This window comes from Sphingomonas sp. 1185, from assembly GCF_040544655.1.
GTDB lineage: Bacteria > Pseudomonadota > Alphaproteobacteria > Sphingomonadales > Sphingomonadaceae > Sphingomonas.
In genome coordinates this window covers 1-16,420 of record NZ_JBEPKL010000003.1, presented here as the reverse complement: position 1 = coordinate 16,420, position 16,420 = coordinate 1, and the positions used below count along the sequence as shown (strand labels likewise).

At 64.9% G+C, this 16,420-nt stretch carries 10 protein-coding genes and 1 pseudogene; 5 read left to right on the top strand and 6 right to left on the bottom strand.

All coding sequences use genetic code 11. The features are described from left to right. Positions 1 to 15: 15 nt before the first annotated feature. Complete coding sequence (locus tag ABIC44_RS03625) at positions 16 to 936, top strand: restriction endonuclease (RefSeq protein WP_354293714.1); 921 nt, start codon at positions 16 to 18, stop codon at positions 934 to 936. Positions 937 to 1,374: 438 nt separating this feature from the next. Here the strand turns inward: ABIC44_RS03625 and ABIC44_RS03620 are convergent, their stop codons facing one another. Together ABIC44_RS03620 and ABIC44_RS03615 are read right to left on the bottom strand one after the other, a co-directional pair. After that, positions 1,375 to 2,106 (bottom strand): DUF6250 domain-containing protein, encoded by a 732-nt coding sequence (locus ABIC44_RS03620; RefSeq protein ID WP_354293713.1) that lies wholly within the window; start codon positions 2,104 to 2,106, stop codon positions 1,375 to 1,377. Positions 2,107 to 2,108: 2 nt separating this feature from the next. Then, complete coding sequence (locus ABIC44_RS03615) at positions 2,109 to 5,294, bottom strand: TonB-dependent receptor (protein WP_354293711.1); 3,186 nt, start codon at positions 5,292 to 5,294, stop codon at positions 2,109 to 2,111. Between the two features lie 389 nt (positions 5,295 to 5,683). Here ABIC44_RS03615 and ABIC44_RS03610 point away from each other — a divergent pair, with 389 nt between their 5' ends. Both ABIC44_RS03610 and ABIC44_RS03605 read left to right on the top strand, forming a co-directional pair. Beyond that, the gene (locus ABIC44_RS03610; RefSeq protein ID WP_354293710.1) at positions 5,684 to 8,323 is read left to right on the top strand and encodes a TonB-dependent receptor plug domain-containing protein; all 2,640 of its coding nucleotides are present in this window, start codon (positions 5,684 to 5,686) and stop codon (positions 8,321 to 8,323) included. Beyond that, the gene (locus ABIC44_RS03605) at positions 8,323 to 9,402 is read left to right on the top strand and encodes a pyridoxal phosphate-dependent aminotransferase (RefSeq protein WP_354293709.1); all 1,080 of its coding nucleotides are present in this window, start codon (positions 8,323 to 8,325) and stop codon (positions 9,400 to 9,402) included. Before ABIC44_RS03610 ends, ABIC44_RS03605 begins: the two co-directional genes overlap by 1 nt. Positions 9,403 to 9,471: 69 nt before the next feature. On the opposite strand, the gene ABIC44_RS03600 is transcribed toward ABIC44_RS03605, so the two are convergent. Continuing rightward, positions 9,472 to 10,347: a LysR family transcriptional regulator gene (locus ABIC44_RS03600; RefSeq protein ID WP_354293708.1), complete on the bottom strand. Its 876-nt coding sequence runs from the start codon at positions 10,345 to 10,347 to the stop codon at positions 9,472 to 9,474. Between the two features lie 144 nt (positions 10,348 to 10,491). Here ABIC44_RS03600 and ABIC44_RS03595 point away from each other — a divergent pair, with 144 nt between their 5' ends. Then, entirely contained in the window at positions 10,492 to 11,463 is a 972-nt protein-coding gene (locus tag ABIC44_RS03595; RefSeq protein WP_354293707.1) for a quinone oxidoreductase family protein, read from the top strand. On the opposite strand, the gene ABIC44_RS03590 is transcribed toward ABIC44_RS03595, so the two are convergent. From ABIC44_RS03590 to ABIC44_RS03580, 3 genes are all read right to left on the bottom strand, one after another. Next, entirely contained in the window at positions 11,363 to 11,659 is a 297-nt protein-coding gene (locus ABIC44_RS03590) for an efflux RND transporter permease subunit (protein WP_354293940.1), read from the bottom strand. The two genes, ABIC44_RS03595 and ABIC44_RS03590, sit on opposite strands and share 101 nt — an antisense overlap. A 107-nt stretch (positions 11,660 to 11,766) precedes the next feature. Then, complete coding sequence (locus ABIC44_RS03585) at positions 11,767 to 13,017, bottom strand: aminotransferase class V-fold PLP-dependent enzyme (RefSeq protein ID WP_354293706.1); 1,251 nt, start codon at positions 13,015 to 13,017, stop codon at positions 11,767 to 11,769. Continuing rightward, complete coding sequence (locus ABIC44_RS03580; protein ID WP_354293705.1) at positions 13,017 to 15,413, bottom strand: TonB-dependent receptor plug domain-containing protein; 2,397 nt, start codon at positions 15,411 to 15,413, stop codon at positions 13,017 to 13,019. The genes ABIC44_RS03585 and ABIC44_RS03580 overlap by 1 nt, the downstream gene beginning before the upstream one ends. A 658-nt stretch (positions 15,414 to 16,071) precedes the next feature. Here ABIC44_RS03580 and ABIC44_RS03570 point away from each other — a divergent pair. After that, positions 16,072 to 16,420, top strand: a pseudogene (locus ABIC44_RS03570) (transposase family protein); the annotation flags it as partial.

The window sequence follows — 16,420 nt, the reverse complement described above, 5'->3', positions numbered from 1 at the left end:
GCGAGGAGGGGACGCATGGCCATTCCCGACTATCAGGCGCTGATGCTGCCGGTCCTGCGCCTCGCCGCCACCGGCGTCACGCGCGTGCCCGATGCGGCGACGGCGATCGCCGATCAGCTCGGCCTGAGCGAGACGGAGCGCGAGGAGATGCTGCCCAGCGGACGTCAGCGCGTGCTGCACAACCGTATCCACTGGGCAAAATTCTACATGGCCAAGGCGGGGCTGATCGACAGCCCCGCACGGGGCCGCTTCGTCGCCAGCGCGGAGGGCAAGGCGCTGCTCACGACCCAGCCTGCGGCGATCACGGTCGAAACGTTGAAGACCTATCCCGCTTTCGCGCAATTCTATGCCGGGAACGCGCAGGCCTCGCCTGCCGAAGCGTCGGTCGCCGAAGCCGCCGCCACCGCGACCGCCACGCCCGAGGAACAGATCGACGCCGCGCAGGGCGTCCTCCACGCCGCGTTGAAGGCGGAACTGCTCCAGCGCGTGCTGGCGCAGAGCCCGGCCTTTTTCGAACGCGCGATCGTCGATCTGCTGGTGGCGATGGGCTATGGCGGCAGTCATGAGGGCGCCGCGCTAAGCTTGGGGCGCAGCGGCGATGGCGGCGTGGACGGCGTGATCGACGAGGATCGCCTGGGTCTCGACCGAATCTATATCCAGGCGAAGCGCTATGCCCCGCATGTCGGGGTCGGTCGGCCGGACGTGCAGGGCTTTGTCGGCAGCCTGGTCGGCTTCGGCGCGACCAAGGGCGTGTTCGTCACCACCTCCAGCTTCAGCGCCCCCGCGATCGACTTCGTCCGCCATCTGCCGCAACGCGTGGTCCTGATCGACGGCACGCGTCTTGCCGAGCTGATGATCGAACATGGCGTCGGCGTTAGGGTGAGCCGTACCATCGCGGTGAAGCGGCTGGACGAGGACTTCTTCACGGACGAATGACAAGGCGAATAGCTGCACCGAACAAACGTCATGCGCGCTTGTCAACTTGTACCCGCGGCTGTACCCCTTGCTGTGCAACCCGCCGACAGACGGGTTGATCATCGACGCAAAATCAATGGCTTAGCGCATGGAAAAAATAGGTCAGGAATCCTGTCTCCCCGACCATTTTCTAAAATCTCGATTTTAGCCGTTTTTCATGACCAAGTCGACGCTCTACTTAGCACGTTTACGTAGCAGTTCAAAAAAGGTCGCTCATCCCGGTTTCCTCGCGAAGCCTGAGTCAGATCGCAACGCTCACATCAATGGGGCCTGATCCTAACGCTCAGCATCTGCAGCGACGACAACAGCTCGCGCGACTAATCCGCGCCGAAATATTGCCCGGCGTACAGGTGAGGGACCGTTTGGTCAGCCCAATGCGCGCTGATTGCGGCTGGTTGCTTAGCGCGCGTCGTCCGGGCCGCTCGCGTCGGTGGTATACTCCAGATTACAGGTAGAAGTGATGGAGATATGGCGTAGGCGCCAATGGCTCTGCGTCGTACGAAAGGCGAACCAGCCCTGTCGATAGGGCGCCGCGTCGCGATAGGCGAAGAGCGAGCGGCCATCGCGCCTCACGGAAATTCCCCCGTGATCGGCGGTCAGCACGATCCGGGTCCAGCGATTGGCGTACAGCAGGTCGCGCGAGCGCGCGGGCGCACGCTCTCCTATCAGCGGACGGTTGCCGGGCTGCCCCCCATAGCGCCGCATCCGAACGGTCGTATTCCGATTGCCGCCGATGCCGACATAATAGGTGGCCAGGGCATCATAATCCTCGAACCTGCCGTGGCGACCGGCGGCCAACACCGAACCGTCCGCGACGGCGGGGTCGGTTGCCATCCAGAAGGCGTTGAGGTCGCTCACCTGATCATTAGGACCGCCCGCCGCGACCGCCTTTGCCTCGAACGCGATGCGAACCGGCATCGCCAGACGGCGGGCGTACCACAGGGTCAAACCGCGCGCCGTGTCGATCTCGACTCCGTCTCCACCGAGGAAGGTGACACGCGCCGCCGGGTCCTCCGCCTCGATCCGCCATGCGGACGGCGGAGGCGTTCGGGCCCGAACACAGGCGGGAGACGCGCTCTTCGCGAGCAGCGCAAAACCGACCAGCCCGGCTCCGATCAGAACCACCCGCATGCTTATAGTTTCAGCTGCGCGCCAAGGAACACGCGCCGTCCGACATCGGTGAATTCGATCGGCCGCGCATCATCGATATAGGATCGGGTCAACTGATTGGTCAGGTTCAGCGCCTCGACAAATACCGAATAATGGGCGCCCAGGCGAAGCTGTACCTTGGCATCGACATAGGTTTCGCCGCGCCGGTACACGGGGCTGTTGCCGTTGTTTGCGCTGGCGGCCTGATAAAGCCAGCTGCTCCGCCGGTTGTAATTGATCCGGGCGTTGAGCCAGTCGCGGTCGAAGAAGATGCTGGCATTGTAGGTGAACTTGGACAGTCCGGGGAACTCGGCCAGTGGCTCGCCCGTCGCCTGGTTGGTGAGGCCGCTGTTGATCGAGCGGCTATAGGTGATGTTGCCGCTGAGCCCGAACCCGTCCAATGGCGCGGGCAGGAAGCCGAGCACGGTCTGGGCGCTCGCCTCGATCCCGTCGAGCTTCGCGCCGAAGCCGTTGAGCGGCTGGCGTACCGTGTACAGCGTGCCGTCGCGAAAAAGGTCCACGCCCGACACCGTCGCGGCGGGCAGCACGAAGCTCTGGATGTCCTTGTAGTAATAGCCGATACTGATCGCGGTATCGCGGTTGGGATACCAGGCGGCGTTCAACTCATACTGGTCGGCACGATAAGGTTTCAGATAGGGATTGCCGGCCGAGCAGGTGTCCTCACCCGCGATCGTATCCGCCGTGTCGATCACGCAGTTGATTGCGGGGGAAAGATCGCTGGGCTTGGGCCGTGCCAGGTTCTTGGCATAGCCCAGTCGGATGAAAAGGTCGGGCTGCACTTCCAGTGCGGCATTCGCGGCGGGCAACCAGTCATGATAGCGATTTTGCAGCGTGATCTGCTGAACCGCGACCGTAGCGGTTTCGATCACCGCCGGGATGGTGCCGACCCCGGTTCCCGGGCGTACGCGATTCTCGCGGCGCGTGTTGCTGCTGACCGAACGGTCGCGTGTCGCCGTATAGCGCACCCCGACATTGCCCGTCAGCGGCATGCCGAACAGGCGTGTATCGATATCGGCCTTCAGATAGCCCGCGACGATACGCTCATTGATGACGTAATCGGGAATTTGGGGAAGGCCGTCCGCAAAGCGCACGCGATCCTGGTTGAATCCCGACAGGTCATAATAACGTGACAAATTGGCATAGTCGAACAATGGGATGGCCAGTCTCTGCGGCGCGCCCTCCGCTCCTGAAATCCCGGTGAACAGCGGCGCTCCGCCGGTCACCCCGCTATTGGCCGCGAGAAACTGCTGATACTGCGCTGCAGTCAGGTAATAGGTGTTGGCCGCCGCTCCGCCCGCGGGAACCGGGCCGATCACGGTCGTATAGGATATGTTGTTGTTATACTGGTAGACGGCGGGCGATGCGGCGATCCCGGCAGACGGAACCGCGGTCACGGCCGCCCTCAGCAGGCGGGCGCCACCCGCCCCGTAGGATACCAGATCCTGGTTCCGAAACTGACCACCAAAGGCGATGGCCTTGAGCGGCCCCCAATTGACGGCATAAGTCGCATCCAGCTTCAACTGGTCTTCCGAGGCATCGTTCTGGCCGGGGCGATATTGCAGTACGGGACCCGTCTGGTTGAGCAACTGCCCATTCGCGCCGCGCCGCGTGGCGTCGGCATAGCTGGATATGGCCGCGGGATCGAACGCCGCCGGAAACTGAAGGATGGGCAGACCGGCGGGGTTGCGCCGGTCGATCGTGATACCCGGTACGCCCGTCGTGATCCCCACCAGGTTCGTCTCATCGATCCGCGACGCCCTGGAGGTCGAGGCCAGGCCGATCAGGTGAAGCCGGTCCAGATCCCATTCGAACCCGGTCTGGAAATAGCGGCTTTCCTCGTCGTAGCGAAAGTCGCGGCGCTGCACCCCGACGATGCCGTTCGCGCCACGATAATTGGCGGTCGCGCTATCGGTGGCGGCGTTTACACCGTTCAGCGCGGTCAGCACGCTGGTCAATACGTGGTTCTCGGTCGTGACCGTTCCCACCGTCGGACGCGGACGGGAAGTGCCGCCGGCGGCGTTGGTGGCCAGCGGCGCGTCCAGGTTATAGCGGGTCAGGTCCAGGGTTCTGCCGGTCCCGCTGCTCAGATTGACGGTGTAATTGGTGTCGCGCATCCGTTGGTTGCGCCAGTTGAGCTGCGCCTGGGTCCAGATGGTGAAGTTATCGGCGACGCGATATTGCAACTGCCCGTCGAACGAGGTCCGCGCGTCGAATCGGTCCAGCACCCGGTATCGTGCGGAGTTGGGAGCCCAGTCGAAGAACTGGGTCTCGCACGCCAGCCGTGCGGCGGTGGCCTTGGCGGCGGTTCCACCCGTCGTGCCCGCACAGCTTTCATAGGTCGAATAGGCTGCATAGTCCGGGTCGGCGACGGTCTTTTCGTTCGACCGATCGAGATCGAAATAGCGCCGCCAGTCGGTATTCGCGATGGAGTCGCCGCGCGTATCGACCTGACTGTGCGTCACGTTGAGCAACACGCCCAGTCGACCATCCAGCAGGTCGGCGCGGCCCGCGGTAAGATTGACGCGCGGGCGCCATTTCTGCGCCAGGTTCAGCCGCTGCGCCTCGCCCTTGATGCTGAAGATGGGCTTGAGCAGTTCGAGCGGACGACGGGTCTCGACGCGCACCGTCCCGCCGATACCCCCCTCGGTCAGATCGACCGTATAGCCCTTATAGACATCGATCGACTTGACCAGCTCGACCGCCAGTTCGCGAAAGTCGCCGCTCCGCTCGCCGCCGGCGCTCTGCTGGCTGACGCCGTTGATCTCGATGCGGTTCAGATCGGGCTCGACGCCGCGGATCGACACCTTGCTGCCCTCGCCGAAGTCGCGCTGCAACTGCACGCCGGTGATCCGGGCCAGCGCCTCGCCGACATTCTTGTCGGGAAAGCTGGCGATGTCGTCGGCTACGATCGAATCGACCACCGTATCCGCCTGCTTCTTACGCGCGATCGCCGAGCGTAGCGAGGCCCGCGTCCCGACGACCGTGATGTCGGCTGCGGTGGCCAGGGGATCGGTCGGAGAAATCTGATCATCGGCGGGGGCCGCCAAATGCCCTTTTTGCTGTGCCAGCCCCGGTTGCGCCATCGCGATCAGCGCCGCACCGGACATGGCGAATTGTACCGCTCGACGGCGGCCGATGACCAACGGCATTATGATACCCCCTTATTCAGATGGGAGTTTGGTAGAAAAGCAGTCAGCGGTCCCGCGACAAAGTTTTTCCTGCGTCCGAGCAGCTAATAGTTGGGACGGGCGAGGGGGCATGGTCTGACACGGCACTCAGCCGAATGCATGCAAGCCTCCGCTGAAGATCGGCTTCGATCCTCGTGCATGCCAGCCAAGTCCCGTTTGAGCGCGGACGCTCGCATGGGCTGGAAGCAGTCTGACCGGCTTGCGCAAAGGACATCCCAACACGGCGGCGCGGCAGATGGGCCTGAGCTTGCCCATACACAATCATTTCTATCAAATCCCATCGACTCGATAGGATATTATGTCGATGCGAATGCCAACAGGCGTCGCAGGGTCGGCAAGGGGGTTGATGGATGAAGATCGTCGTGATGAGTCTGTTGGTCGGCGCATCACCCATGGCGACCGCAGCGGCACAAGACGCGGCCCCTCGGGCGAGTATAGAAGAGTCGAAGACGGGCGACGAGATCGTGGTCACCGGGACGCGCACCGGCGAACGTACCGTCACGACTTCACCGGTGCCGATCGACGTGCTGCGCGGCGACGACCTCCGCGCTTCGGGTTATCAGGAGACGAGCGAGGTGCTTCGCCAGCTTGCGCCGTCCTTCTCCTTCGCCAATCCGACGACGCCGGACGGCAACACCCATATCCACTCCGCCTCGCTGCGCGGGCTGTCGCCCGACGAGACGCTGGTGCTGGTGAACGGCAAGCGGCTTCACGGCGCAGCCTGGGTGAACACCGGCGGCACGATCGGCAAGGGCGCGACGCCGACCGACCTCAACCAGATCCCGGCGGCAGGGATCGGCCGTATCGAAATCCTGCGCGACGGTGCCTCGGCGCAATATGGCTCCGACGCGATCGCGGGTGTCATCAACATCCTGCTTCGGACCGATACCGCGCTGCACGCTACGGCCAGCGCGGGCACGACCTATGACGGCGGCGGTGACACCTATGAGGTCTCGCTGGGCGGCGGGTTGAAGCTGGGGGAGGACGGCTTCGTCAACGTCACCGGCTATTATCGCGATCATCAGGCGGCGAACCGTGCGCAGCCGGACACGCGGCAATTCTATTTCGGCCTTTCGCCCACGGGCGCGCCTCAGCCATTGTCGTCGCGCTATGGGGCGGGGGTCGGGCTCAATCCGCCGGGCGGTGTCACGGGAACACGGCTCGACCCGCGCGAGGCCAGCGTCGACCGCAACGTCTGGCGCTTCGCCGATCAGGGCGACATCAAGGACGGATCCGTCCTGGTCAATCTCAGCAAGCCGCTCGGCAGCGTCGAACTCTATGGTTTTGGCGGCTATCGCTTGAGCAAGGCGAAGAGCAACGCTTCCTTCCGCCGCCCGGGGCAGGACGAGAATGTCCGCGCGATCTACCCGAACGGCTTCCTGCCCTTCGTCGATACCGAAAGTACAGACTATACCGGCGCGCTCGGCCTGCGCGGCGATCTGGCCGGCTGGAAGTGGGACCTGTCCAGCGTCTATGGCGGCAACCGCATCGCATATCGGACCCGCAATACGCTCAACGCCACGCTGGGCACCGCCAGCCCGACGCGCTTCTATAACGGCCGCTATGGGAATTCGCAGTGGACGACCGACCTGACCCTGTCGAACAGTGTCGAGGCGGGGCTGGCCGCACCGATCGACGTCGCGATCGGTGCCGAATATCGCCGTGACGGCTACAAGATCGGCGCCGGCGAGCTGGCCAGCTATCAATATGGGTCCGCACGCGTACTCGACGGACCCAATGCCGGCGCGATCCCGACGATCGGGTCGCAGGGTTTCGCCGGGATCCAGCCGAGTGACGTGGTCGATGTCCACCGCGACGCGATCAGCGCCTTTGCGGAAGCCGGACTGGAACCGGTGCGCGGCTGGACGGTCGATCTCGCCGGACGCTATGAGCATTATTCGGACTTCGGCGACACCTGGAACGGGCAGGCATCGACGCGCTTAGCCTTGCCTGCGGGTTTTGCCCTGCGCGGGTCCATCGGCACCGGCTTCCACGCGCCCAGCCTTGCCCAGCAATATTTCAGTTCGACCAGCAGCCGGACGATCGTCAACAACACGACTGGTTTCCCCGAATTCGTCCTCGTCCGCACCGCGCCGGTCGGCTCCCAGCTCGCCCGAGCCCTCGGCGCGCAGGCATTGAAACCCGAGACGTCGACCAACTTCGGCGGTGGCCTGACGTACGCGGCTGGCCGTCTGACGGCGTCGGTCGACTATTATCATATCGACATCGACGACCGGATCATGTTGTCGTCCAACTATGTCGATGCGTCGGGCAGCCGCCGTCTGCGCGACTATCTCGCCGGCATCGGCATTCCGGGCGTGACCAGCGTCCGCTACTTCACCAACGCGGTCGACACCCGGACGCAAGGTGTCGACGTGACCGCAGCCTATGCGACTCCACTGGGCGGATGGGGCGACCTGAAGCTGACGGCGGCGTATAATCATAACCGGACACGGCTGCGCCGTGTCGCGGCAACACCCCCGCAAATTACGGCGCTCGGTATCACGACGCCGCTGTTCGACGTTGTCGAACGGACGCGCGTCGAGCGTGGCCAGCCGCGCGACAAGGTGGCGCTGGGGACGACCCTCCGGACCGGGCCGATCACCTTCGATGTGCGCGCGACCCGCTATGGCCGGGTCGAGCAAGTGGCGCTGACCAACCAGACGCCTGCCGCCGTCGCCCTGATCGCGCAAGGATCGACGCCCTATCGCACGCTGCCGACCGAATCCGGGACGCGGGGCAATGTCGATGTGATCCAGCAACTGGAGCCGAAATGGGTGACCGATTTCAGCTTCACCGGGCAGGTCAACCGCAACCTGGCGGTGACGGTGGGCGCCAACAATCTGTTCAATGTCTATCCGACCGAGAACATCCGGTCGACCGCCGCGCTGACCGGCGCCGATACGTTCGGCGTCTTTCCATACAGCGAATTCTCACCCTTCGGATTTAGCGGTGCCTTCTATTATGTTCGTGCCGGAGTGAGCTTCTGATGGCGGCGCTGCTCAATCGGCGCGAGTGGATCGCGATGGGCGCGGCGGTGGCCGCGACACCGGCGATCGGGACTGGTCTTGCCGCACGGACCCGGCTGTCACTCAACGAGAATGCTTGGGGGCCGTCGCCAAACGTCGCGCCCGCCATCCGTGCGGCGGCAGTCGGCGTGGAGCGCTATGTCGAGCAGGCCGAGGTGGACGCGCTCGCCCGGCAGATCGCCCGCCTAGAAGGCGTTGCGCCCGAGCAGGTCGTGATCGGCGAAGTGCTCGAAGCACTCGGGCTTTTCCTGGCGCGCAGGCGGGCAGGGGGTGGCGAGATCGTCTTCTCGGCGCCCGGCTATACGGCGCTGGTCGATGCGGCGGCCCCGCTGGGTGGCCGGGGCAGGCCGGTACCGCTTGATGCGCGTCTTGAAAACGACCTGCCCGCATTGTCCCGCGCGGTCGGCGCGGACACGCTGGCCGTGTCGTTGGTGAACCCGCACAATCCTTCCGGCACGGTCAGCAAGGCGGGGGCGTGGCACGACTTTCTTGCTGATGTGTCCCGCCGGACGCTGGCTGTGGTGGACGAGGCGTATCTCGAATATGACGACCTCGCCGGGCTGTCGGCGATCCGGCATGTGCGGGCGGGGCGCAACGTGCTCGTCTTCCGTACCCTCGCCAAGATCTATGGGCTGGCGGGGCTGTCGATCGGTTATGCCGTTTCGCAGGCTCCGCTGGCGACCGCCTTGCGTCAGGCGGGGATCGGCGCACCGCATTCCCTGTCCCGTCCTGCGCTTGCGGCGGCCAGCGCGGCGCTGGCGGATCAGGGCCATGTCGCCATGGTGCGCGACCGGACGGCGAGGGAGCGGCGGCGGGTTCACACGGCGCTCGACGCGCTATCGCTCCGCCACACCGATGCGCGTGGGAACTTCGTCTTCTTCCGCACGCCGGCAGCAAGCCGCATTCGCGCTGCGGCCGCCACCGCAGGCATCGAGATTGCCAAGCCGTTCCCCCCGCTCGATGACTGGATACGCGTGACGGTCGGACGACCGACGGAGAACGATCGCTTTCTTGCCGTGCTGCGGCAGGTGGTCGGATGACGAACGCTCCGGATCTGGCGGCAATCGCCGATGGCTTCCCGTCGCGGCTGGGGAGCTCGCAACATAACCCTATGCATCGTCGCTGAACGCCGAAACCGCCATGTCGACAAAGGCGCGCAGGCCCGCCGTCATGCGACGATCGGGTAGGCGGACGAGCGTCAGCGGCTTGGGTTCGGGCGCGTAATCCGCCAGGACGGGGATCAGGCGCCCTGACGCCAGATCACCGTCCAGCGTCACGCGCGATTGCAGGATGATACCATAGCCCGCGACCGCCGCCTGCCGGAGCGCGGCTGCGTGATTGATGCGCAGGCGGGGCGGGGGCAGCGGTACGACATGCTCACCGCCCGGACCGACCAGCGTCCACCGGTCGTCCGCACCGAATTGCGCGAAGCCGATCAGCCGATGTTCGCGCAAGTCGGCGGGCGTCTCCGGATGACCGTGCCGTTCCAGATAGCCCGGCGCGGCGGCGAGCATCAGCCGATAGGGAGCGAGCGGATGGGCGACCAGCCAGTCGTCCTCCAGCGCACCGATCCGAAAGGCCAGGTCGAAGCCTTCCTCGATCAGATCGATCTTGCGGTCGCCCAGCACCAGTTCCGCCTGCATGTCCGGAAAGCGGTCGAGATAGGTGGCCAGCAAAGGCGCGACCCGTTCGGTGCCGAAGGCGATCGGGGCCGCGATGCGAAGCCGACCGACCGGCGTCTGCGCCACCTCGGCCCCCACCGCCTCCGCGATCGCGACATCCGCCAGCACGCGGCGACAGGATTCGGTGAAGCGTCGACCGGCCTCGGTCGGCGACAACCGCCGGGTTGTCCGGTGCAGCAAGCGGGTGTCGAGTCGTGCTTCCAGTGCATTGACGTGCTTGGCTACCATCGTTGCCGAAATGTCGTGCGCCTTGGCCGCGGCGGTGAAGCTGCCGAGGTCGACGACCGATACGAAGATCGTCATGCTGGTCAATCGGTCCATTGCAAACCCCTGGTTCGAAGATGTCTCATCCTATGGGGCTGTTTGTCCTACGGTCCAGCAGGCATTCTCTGATCATTGGCAACCAGAACAAGGATGATTGGTGATGGGTGTGTCGAGGATAGTTCAGTGAAGGCGTTGTTTTTCGATCGGTTCGGGGGCCCCGAAGTGCTGCGCTATGGCGATCTTCCGGACCAGGCACTGGACGCCGGTTCGGTGCTGGTGGAGACCAGCGCGGTCGGCCTGAACTTCGCCGACATCTATCGCCGTCAGGGCATCTATGTGCTGGACGGCGAAGCGCCATGGATCGGCGGCTATGAGGGTGCCGGGCGCATCGTCGCAATCGGGACCGGCGTCGATCGCTGGCGGGTCGGGCAGCGGGTCGGGTTTCTCGACGTGCCGCGCGCCCATGCCGAACGGGTCTGCGCGCCCGCCGATCGTCTGGTCGCACTGCCGGACGATGTCGATGACCGCACCGCCGCCGCGCTGTTGCTGCAAGGCGTGACGGCGCAATATCTGGTCGAGGATAGCGGCAGGCTGTCGGCAGGCGACCGGGTGCTGGTCCAGGCCGCATCGGGCGGCGTCGGGCGGCTGCTGACCCAGATGGCGGCGGCGCTGGGCGCCGAGGTCCATGCGCTGGCCTCGACCCCGTCCAAGCGCGAACAGGCGCGGTCGAATGGCGCGAACGCGGTCTATGGCTATGACGATTGGGTGGCGCAGGTGCGGCGGGCGACCGGAGGCGGCGTCGATGTGGTCTATGATTCGATCGGCACCACGCTCCACGACAGCCTCGCTGCCTTGCGTCCCGGTGGCCGCGTGGTGATCTTCGGCAAGGCAGGCGGCCCACCGCCCGCGATCGATCTGCGGTCCCTGATGGAGCATTCCAAGGGTGTCGTCGGCGGCGATCTCTGGACCTATCTGAACCGCGCGGAAAGCCGACAGAGCCGCGCCGACCGGCTGTTCGCGGCCTTGCGGGCCGGCACGATCACCGCGCCCGCCATCACCATCTTCCCGCTGAGCGAAGGGGCCGCCGCCCATCGACTGCTGGAGGATCGCAGCTTCGCGGGCAAGATCGTCCTGATCCCCGACGGTCCACGGTAACGATGATCGTAGCCAAGCCCAAAGTGTCGGCCGAACTCTCGAAATAGAGCAGGTTCTTCACGCGCGACAGTTCGCGCTGGACGAGCAAGACGACGCTGTCGTTCAGCGACTGTGGGGTGGTACTGGGATAGCTGGCGAAGATGCTGACGGTTGGCGGCGCGATGCTGGGGAAGCGGGCGACCGGCATTTGGGGAATGGCGATGGCGATAAACCAGGCGAGAACCGGGCGGTCGATGAAGAATTGCGCTATGGCTCAGCCCGCCGCTCCGCTCCGCCTCAACCGCACGCACGCCCGGAGCACCATCAGTGAAAGGTCGACAAAGCCTTAACCAGACAGTCGACATCGTTCGCCGAGTTGAACAAGGACGGCGTCACCCGCACACATGCTCCGTTGACGGCTCCTGTCCGATGAACGGTGAAGATGCGATGCTGTTCAAGCAGTCGCTGGGCAATGGCGGCGTTCGCTTGCGGGCTGCTTATCCCTTGAAGCCGGAACGAGGTGATCGCGCCGTGCAAAGTGGGGTCGTCCGGCGTCAGTATCTCGACGCCGGGGATCGCCCGCACCTGTCGGACCCAGCGGTCGCGCAGCGCGCGCAGCCGTGCGGCGCGAGCGGCACGATCGATCCGATGCTGAAAGGCGAGCGCGGCGGGGACGGTGAGCCAGGAGGCGTAGTCGAGCGTACCGGTGTGGATGCGGGCCATGACGGTGTCGGGGCCGCTCGCGTCTTCGGCGGGATCGCGGTCGATGCGGGACAGTGCGCCTTTGCGGATATGGAGGATGCCGATGCCGAGCGGCGCGCCGAGCCATTTGTGGCCGTTCAACCCGACGAAATCGCAATCGAGGTCCGGCAGCGCGAAGTCGAGCTGTTGCCAACTGTGCGCTGCGTCGACGATGACGTCTATTCCGCGAGCGCGGGCCATCGCCGCGATCTCGCGAACCGGGATCACCAGACCGGTCCGGTGACTTAGATGGGTAAGAAGGATGAGCTTCAGCCGTGGTTCGTCGGCCATCGCCTGCGCATAGGCGTCGATCAGGCTGGCGCGTGTTGCGGGTTCGGGCAGCGCGATGCGGCGAACGCGGACGCCACGCCGCGGCCCCAGGCTCTCCATGCACGCCTGCATGCTGTCATAGTCGAGGTCGGCGTACAGGATCGCATCGCCTGCGGTCAGACGATTGTAGCCGAGGATCAGCGCTTTCAGCGCCTCGGTCGCATTGCGCGTGAAGGCGATCTCGTTCGCGGGGACACCCAGTTCCGCCGCGACGGCGGTACGGCCGGCAGCGAGATCGGCGAGCATGCCGCGGCGCGCATAATAGCTGGTATCGCGGTTCACGCGCGCGACGGCCTCTTCGTAGGCGCCGCGAACGGGGCGGGGCATCGCGCCCCAATTGCCGTTTTCGAGCTGGATGACGTCCTGTGGCACGTCATACTCCGCCGCGATGTTCGCCCAGAACGCCTCGTCGTCCGGGGCGGGATGCGCGGGCGCATCGGCGCGCGCAGGCAGGGGAAGGGTAGCGGCCATCCCGCCAGCCAAAAGCGCGCGCCGATCGATCATCAGAAGTTCAACCCAAGCCGTACATAGTACCGGCCACCGTCGGTGTCATAGGGTGCGTTTCGCGAATAGATCAGGCCACGGTTCGCCTGATTGGTCGCTTCCGCCGGATAGGTATTGAAGACGTTTTCGGTGCCGCCACGGATCGAGATGTTCGGCGTCACGCGATAGGTAAGCAAGGCGTCGAAGAGCGCGAGGCCGCCGAAGCGCTGGAACAACTCGCCGGTCGCATTGCCCGTCACGTCGGTCCAGGGCCCGTAATAACGACTGCGCAGCATCACACCGACCCGACCGATCTCGTAGCCGAGCGTGCCGGTCGCATTGTGCTGGGGCAGCCGTTCCTCGAAGATGCGGCGTTGCGTGTCGTTGGCGATCGCCGCGCTCGTTCCGCTACGGACGGTGGTGCGGTTGTAATTATAGGCCAGCGTCGCGCTGGCCCGACCGCCGCCAAGAGTATGAGTATAGCTGACGACGACATCGACACCCCGGGTCCGGGTGTTGAAGTCGTTGGTGAAATAGCTGATCGAGGTGAAGCGGTTGGGATTGGCGAAGGCCGCCGGGATGGGAATCGTCGCCGACTGGCTGAAGCGGTCGTCGACATCGATCTGATAGAGATCGACCGTCGCCCCAAGCCCGATATGCGTCTGCGCGATGAGCCCTGCGCTGATGTTGCGCGACGTTTCGGGCCGCAGCGGCTTTGCACCCAGCGCAACCGCGAGCGGGTCCGTGGGAGCCAGGCGCCCCTGGTTGAAGACCTGCAGCGTCCGGGTGTCCAGGCCTTGGCTCACCACCCGCGAGTTGAGCTGGGCCGGAGTCGGCGCCCGGAAGCCGGTGGAATAGGTGCCGCGCAGCGCAAGCCATTCGACCGGCTCGACCCGGCCGGAGAATTTATAGGTGAACTTGTCCCCGAAGCTCGAGAAATCCTCGTAGCGGCCCGCCGCCCCGAGGGTGAGCAGCGTGACCGGATGCCATGTGAGATCGACGTAACCCGCGTTGCTCGTCTGCTGGAAGTTGCCCGCCTGTTGCGGCCCGAAGCCGGGGAATCCATTGGCGTTCGGGGCAAGACCGGTGGCCGCACCCGCCCCGATCGCGTAGGAAGCCGGATCGCCGACGCCGACCGCGTAGCGCTCGATCCGACGCTCGCCGCCAAAGGCGATGTTGAGCGGTTCGACCCCGCCGATGGGCAGGCGATAGACGAAGTCGGCGTTGAGGTTCGTCTCACGTTGCGTCAGGCGACCGAGGTAGAAGCTGGTCGGGCTGGCTGGCCCAAGGGATGCGTTGAGCGTTTCGGCGATCATATAGTCGATGCGGCTGCGGCCGGCCGAGGCGCTAAGGTCGTAACTGAGCGCGTCCGACAGATTGCCGCGCAGGCCGCTGACGAGTTGCAGGTCGGCAAATTGCGTGCCGAAGCGCGGCGTGAAGCCGACCGGATAGATGCTGCGGAAGCTGAAATCGGGAAAGGCGCTGCTGGCGTTGTAGACGCTGCCGGTATTACTGGGGTTTCGCCAGTTGAAATCGGTGATCCCTTCGCCCTGCTGCACAGTCCCGAACGCGTAGACGGTCGCGACGTCGGCGAGGTCGTAATGCATGTCGACTGCGCCGCGGACGCGCTCCTCGTCGGGCTGTCCCCAGCGCTGCACCGGGTTCGGGACCGCGAGCGTCAGGTTCGCGGCCTGGAAGGCGGCGGCGTCGGGACGCTGACGGGTGCGCGAGGTAGCCTCTCCGTGCTCGAACTGACCGGTGAAGACGATCGCGCCCTTGTCTCCGAGCGCGACGCCACCGCGAGCGCCGGACTGGTAGTTGTTGCCGTCACCGGCATAATATTGGCTGAACTGGCCATATGCCTCCATTCCCGGCTGGTCGTCGAGAATGATGTTGATGACGCCGGCGATCGCGTCGGAGCCATATTGGGCCGACGCGCCGTCGCGAAGCACTTCGATGCGCTTGATCGCGAGGGTGGGGATGCTGGCGAGATCGGGCGCCTGCGCACCGCGCGTTCCCAGTAGTGCCGAGCGATGATAGCGCTTGCCGTTGACGAGGACGAGCGTCTGATCGGCAGACAGGCCGCGCAGCGTTGCCGGGCGCACGAACGCCTGCCCATCGGCCGCGGGCAGACGCTGCACGTTGAACGACGGCAGCAATTGCGCCAGCACGCTGGTGAGATCGCTCGATACGCTGGACTGCACAAGTGCTTCCGGCAGCACGTCGATCGGCGCCAGCGTATCGAATTGCGTGCGGCCACGCTCCCGCGTGCCGGTCACGACGACGTCTTCACCAGCAGCATCCGCCGCGGCCTGGCTGATCTCCGAACCGGCTTGGGATGCAGCGGTCTGCGCCGAAACGGCAGGCGCGAACAGAACGTGCAGTGCCGCAACGGCACTGGCGGTAGCGAATTTCATGATGACACATTCCCTGAAGGGCGGCTCTCTCAGCGCCCATGGGCTGCGCGCTAAAGCACCTTTGTTGCAGTGCCGTTGAGTTTCGAATGCACGGGCACGTCAGGCCGATGACGGTTTTGTGTCACGTCCAACCGGCAGCCTATAGGCTGTTATGGACTTGCAAGAGGGACTGATCGATCCGTGATGGGATGCGCATTTGCCGCAAGCCCTATCCGTCCGACGTGAGCGACGCGGAATGGTCGCTGATCGCACCCTATTTGCCATTGCAACGCGAGGATGGATGCGAGCGCACCCATTGTCGTCGCCTCCGGCCCTAATGCCGGTACGCCAACCGGGCCAACGTTGAACATCAGCTTATGACGAAAGCCGCTGTTCGACATGGCGCATGCGAGCAGCGGAAATACCCCTGTGCATGGCCCGCACGGCCGTTCGGCCGTGCCGCAAAATTGGACGGCGGGCCCGTTAACCCGAGCGACGCCACCGCCATACCCATGGCTTTACAGCGGCCCAAATCTAGCCGGTTACGCTGATCTGTTTTCAATGGCTGACGACAGATGTAAGTTTATCGCGCATCCCGTCTACTTGTCGATTTCATTTTTAGGTGTTTGATCCCAGAGTTTGATGGTGTGATCCTTTCGCTGGGATGGAAGGAAGCCGCATGGGACAAGTTCGTCATGGGTGCGCCACGACCACGCACGCCGTCCGAGCAGCAATACAGCGCGCCAAGCTTCGCTCGCGACGCTAAGCCGTGAGTTGGGGATCAACCCAAAGACGGTCGCGAAGTGGCGTAAGCGGGCGACCGTCGAGGACCTGAAGACCGGGCCGAAGGCCCCTCATTCGACAACCTTGTCCGAGGCCGAAGAGGCGATGGTTGTGGCGTTTCGACGTCACACGCTGCTGCCGCTCGACGATTGCCTCTACGCTCTGCAACCATCGATCCCGCACCTGACGCGCTCAGCGCTGCACCGATGCCTGCAGCGGCATGGTATCTCCCGCCTGCCGGACAT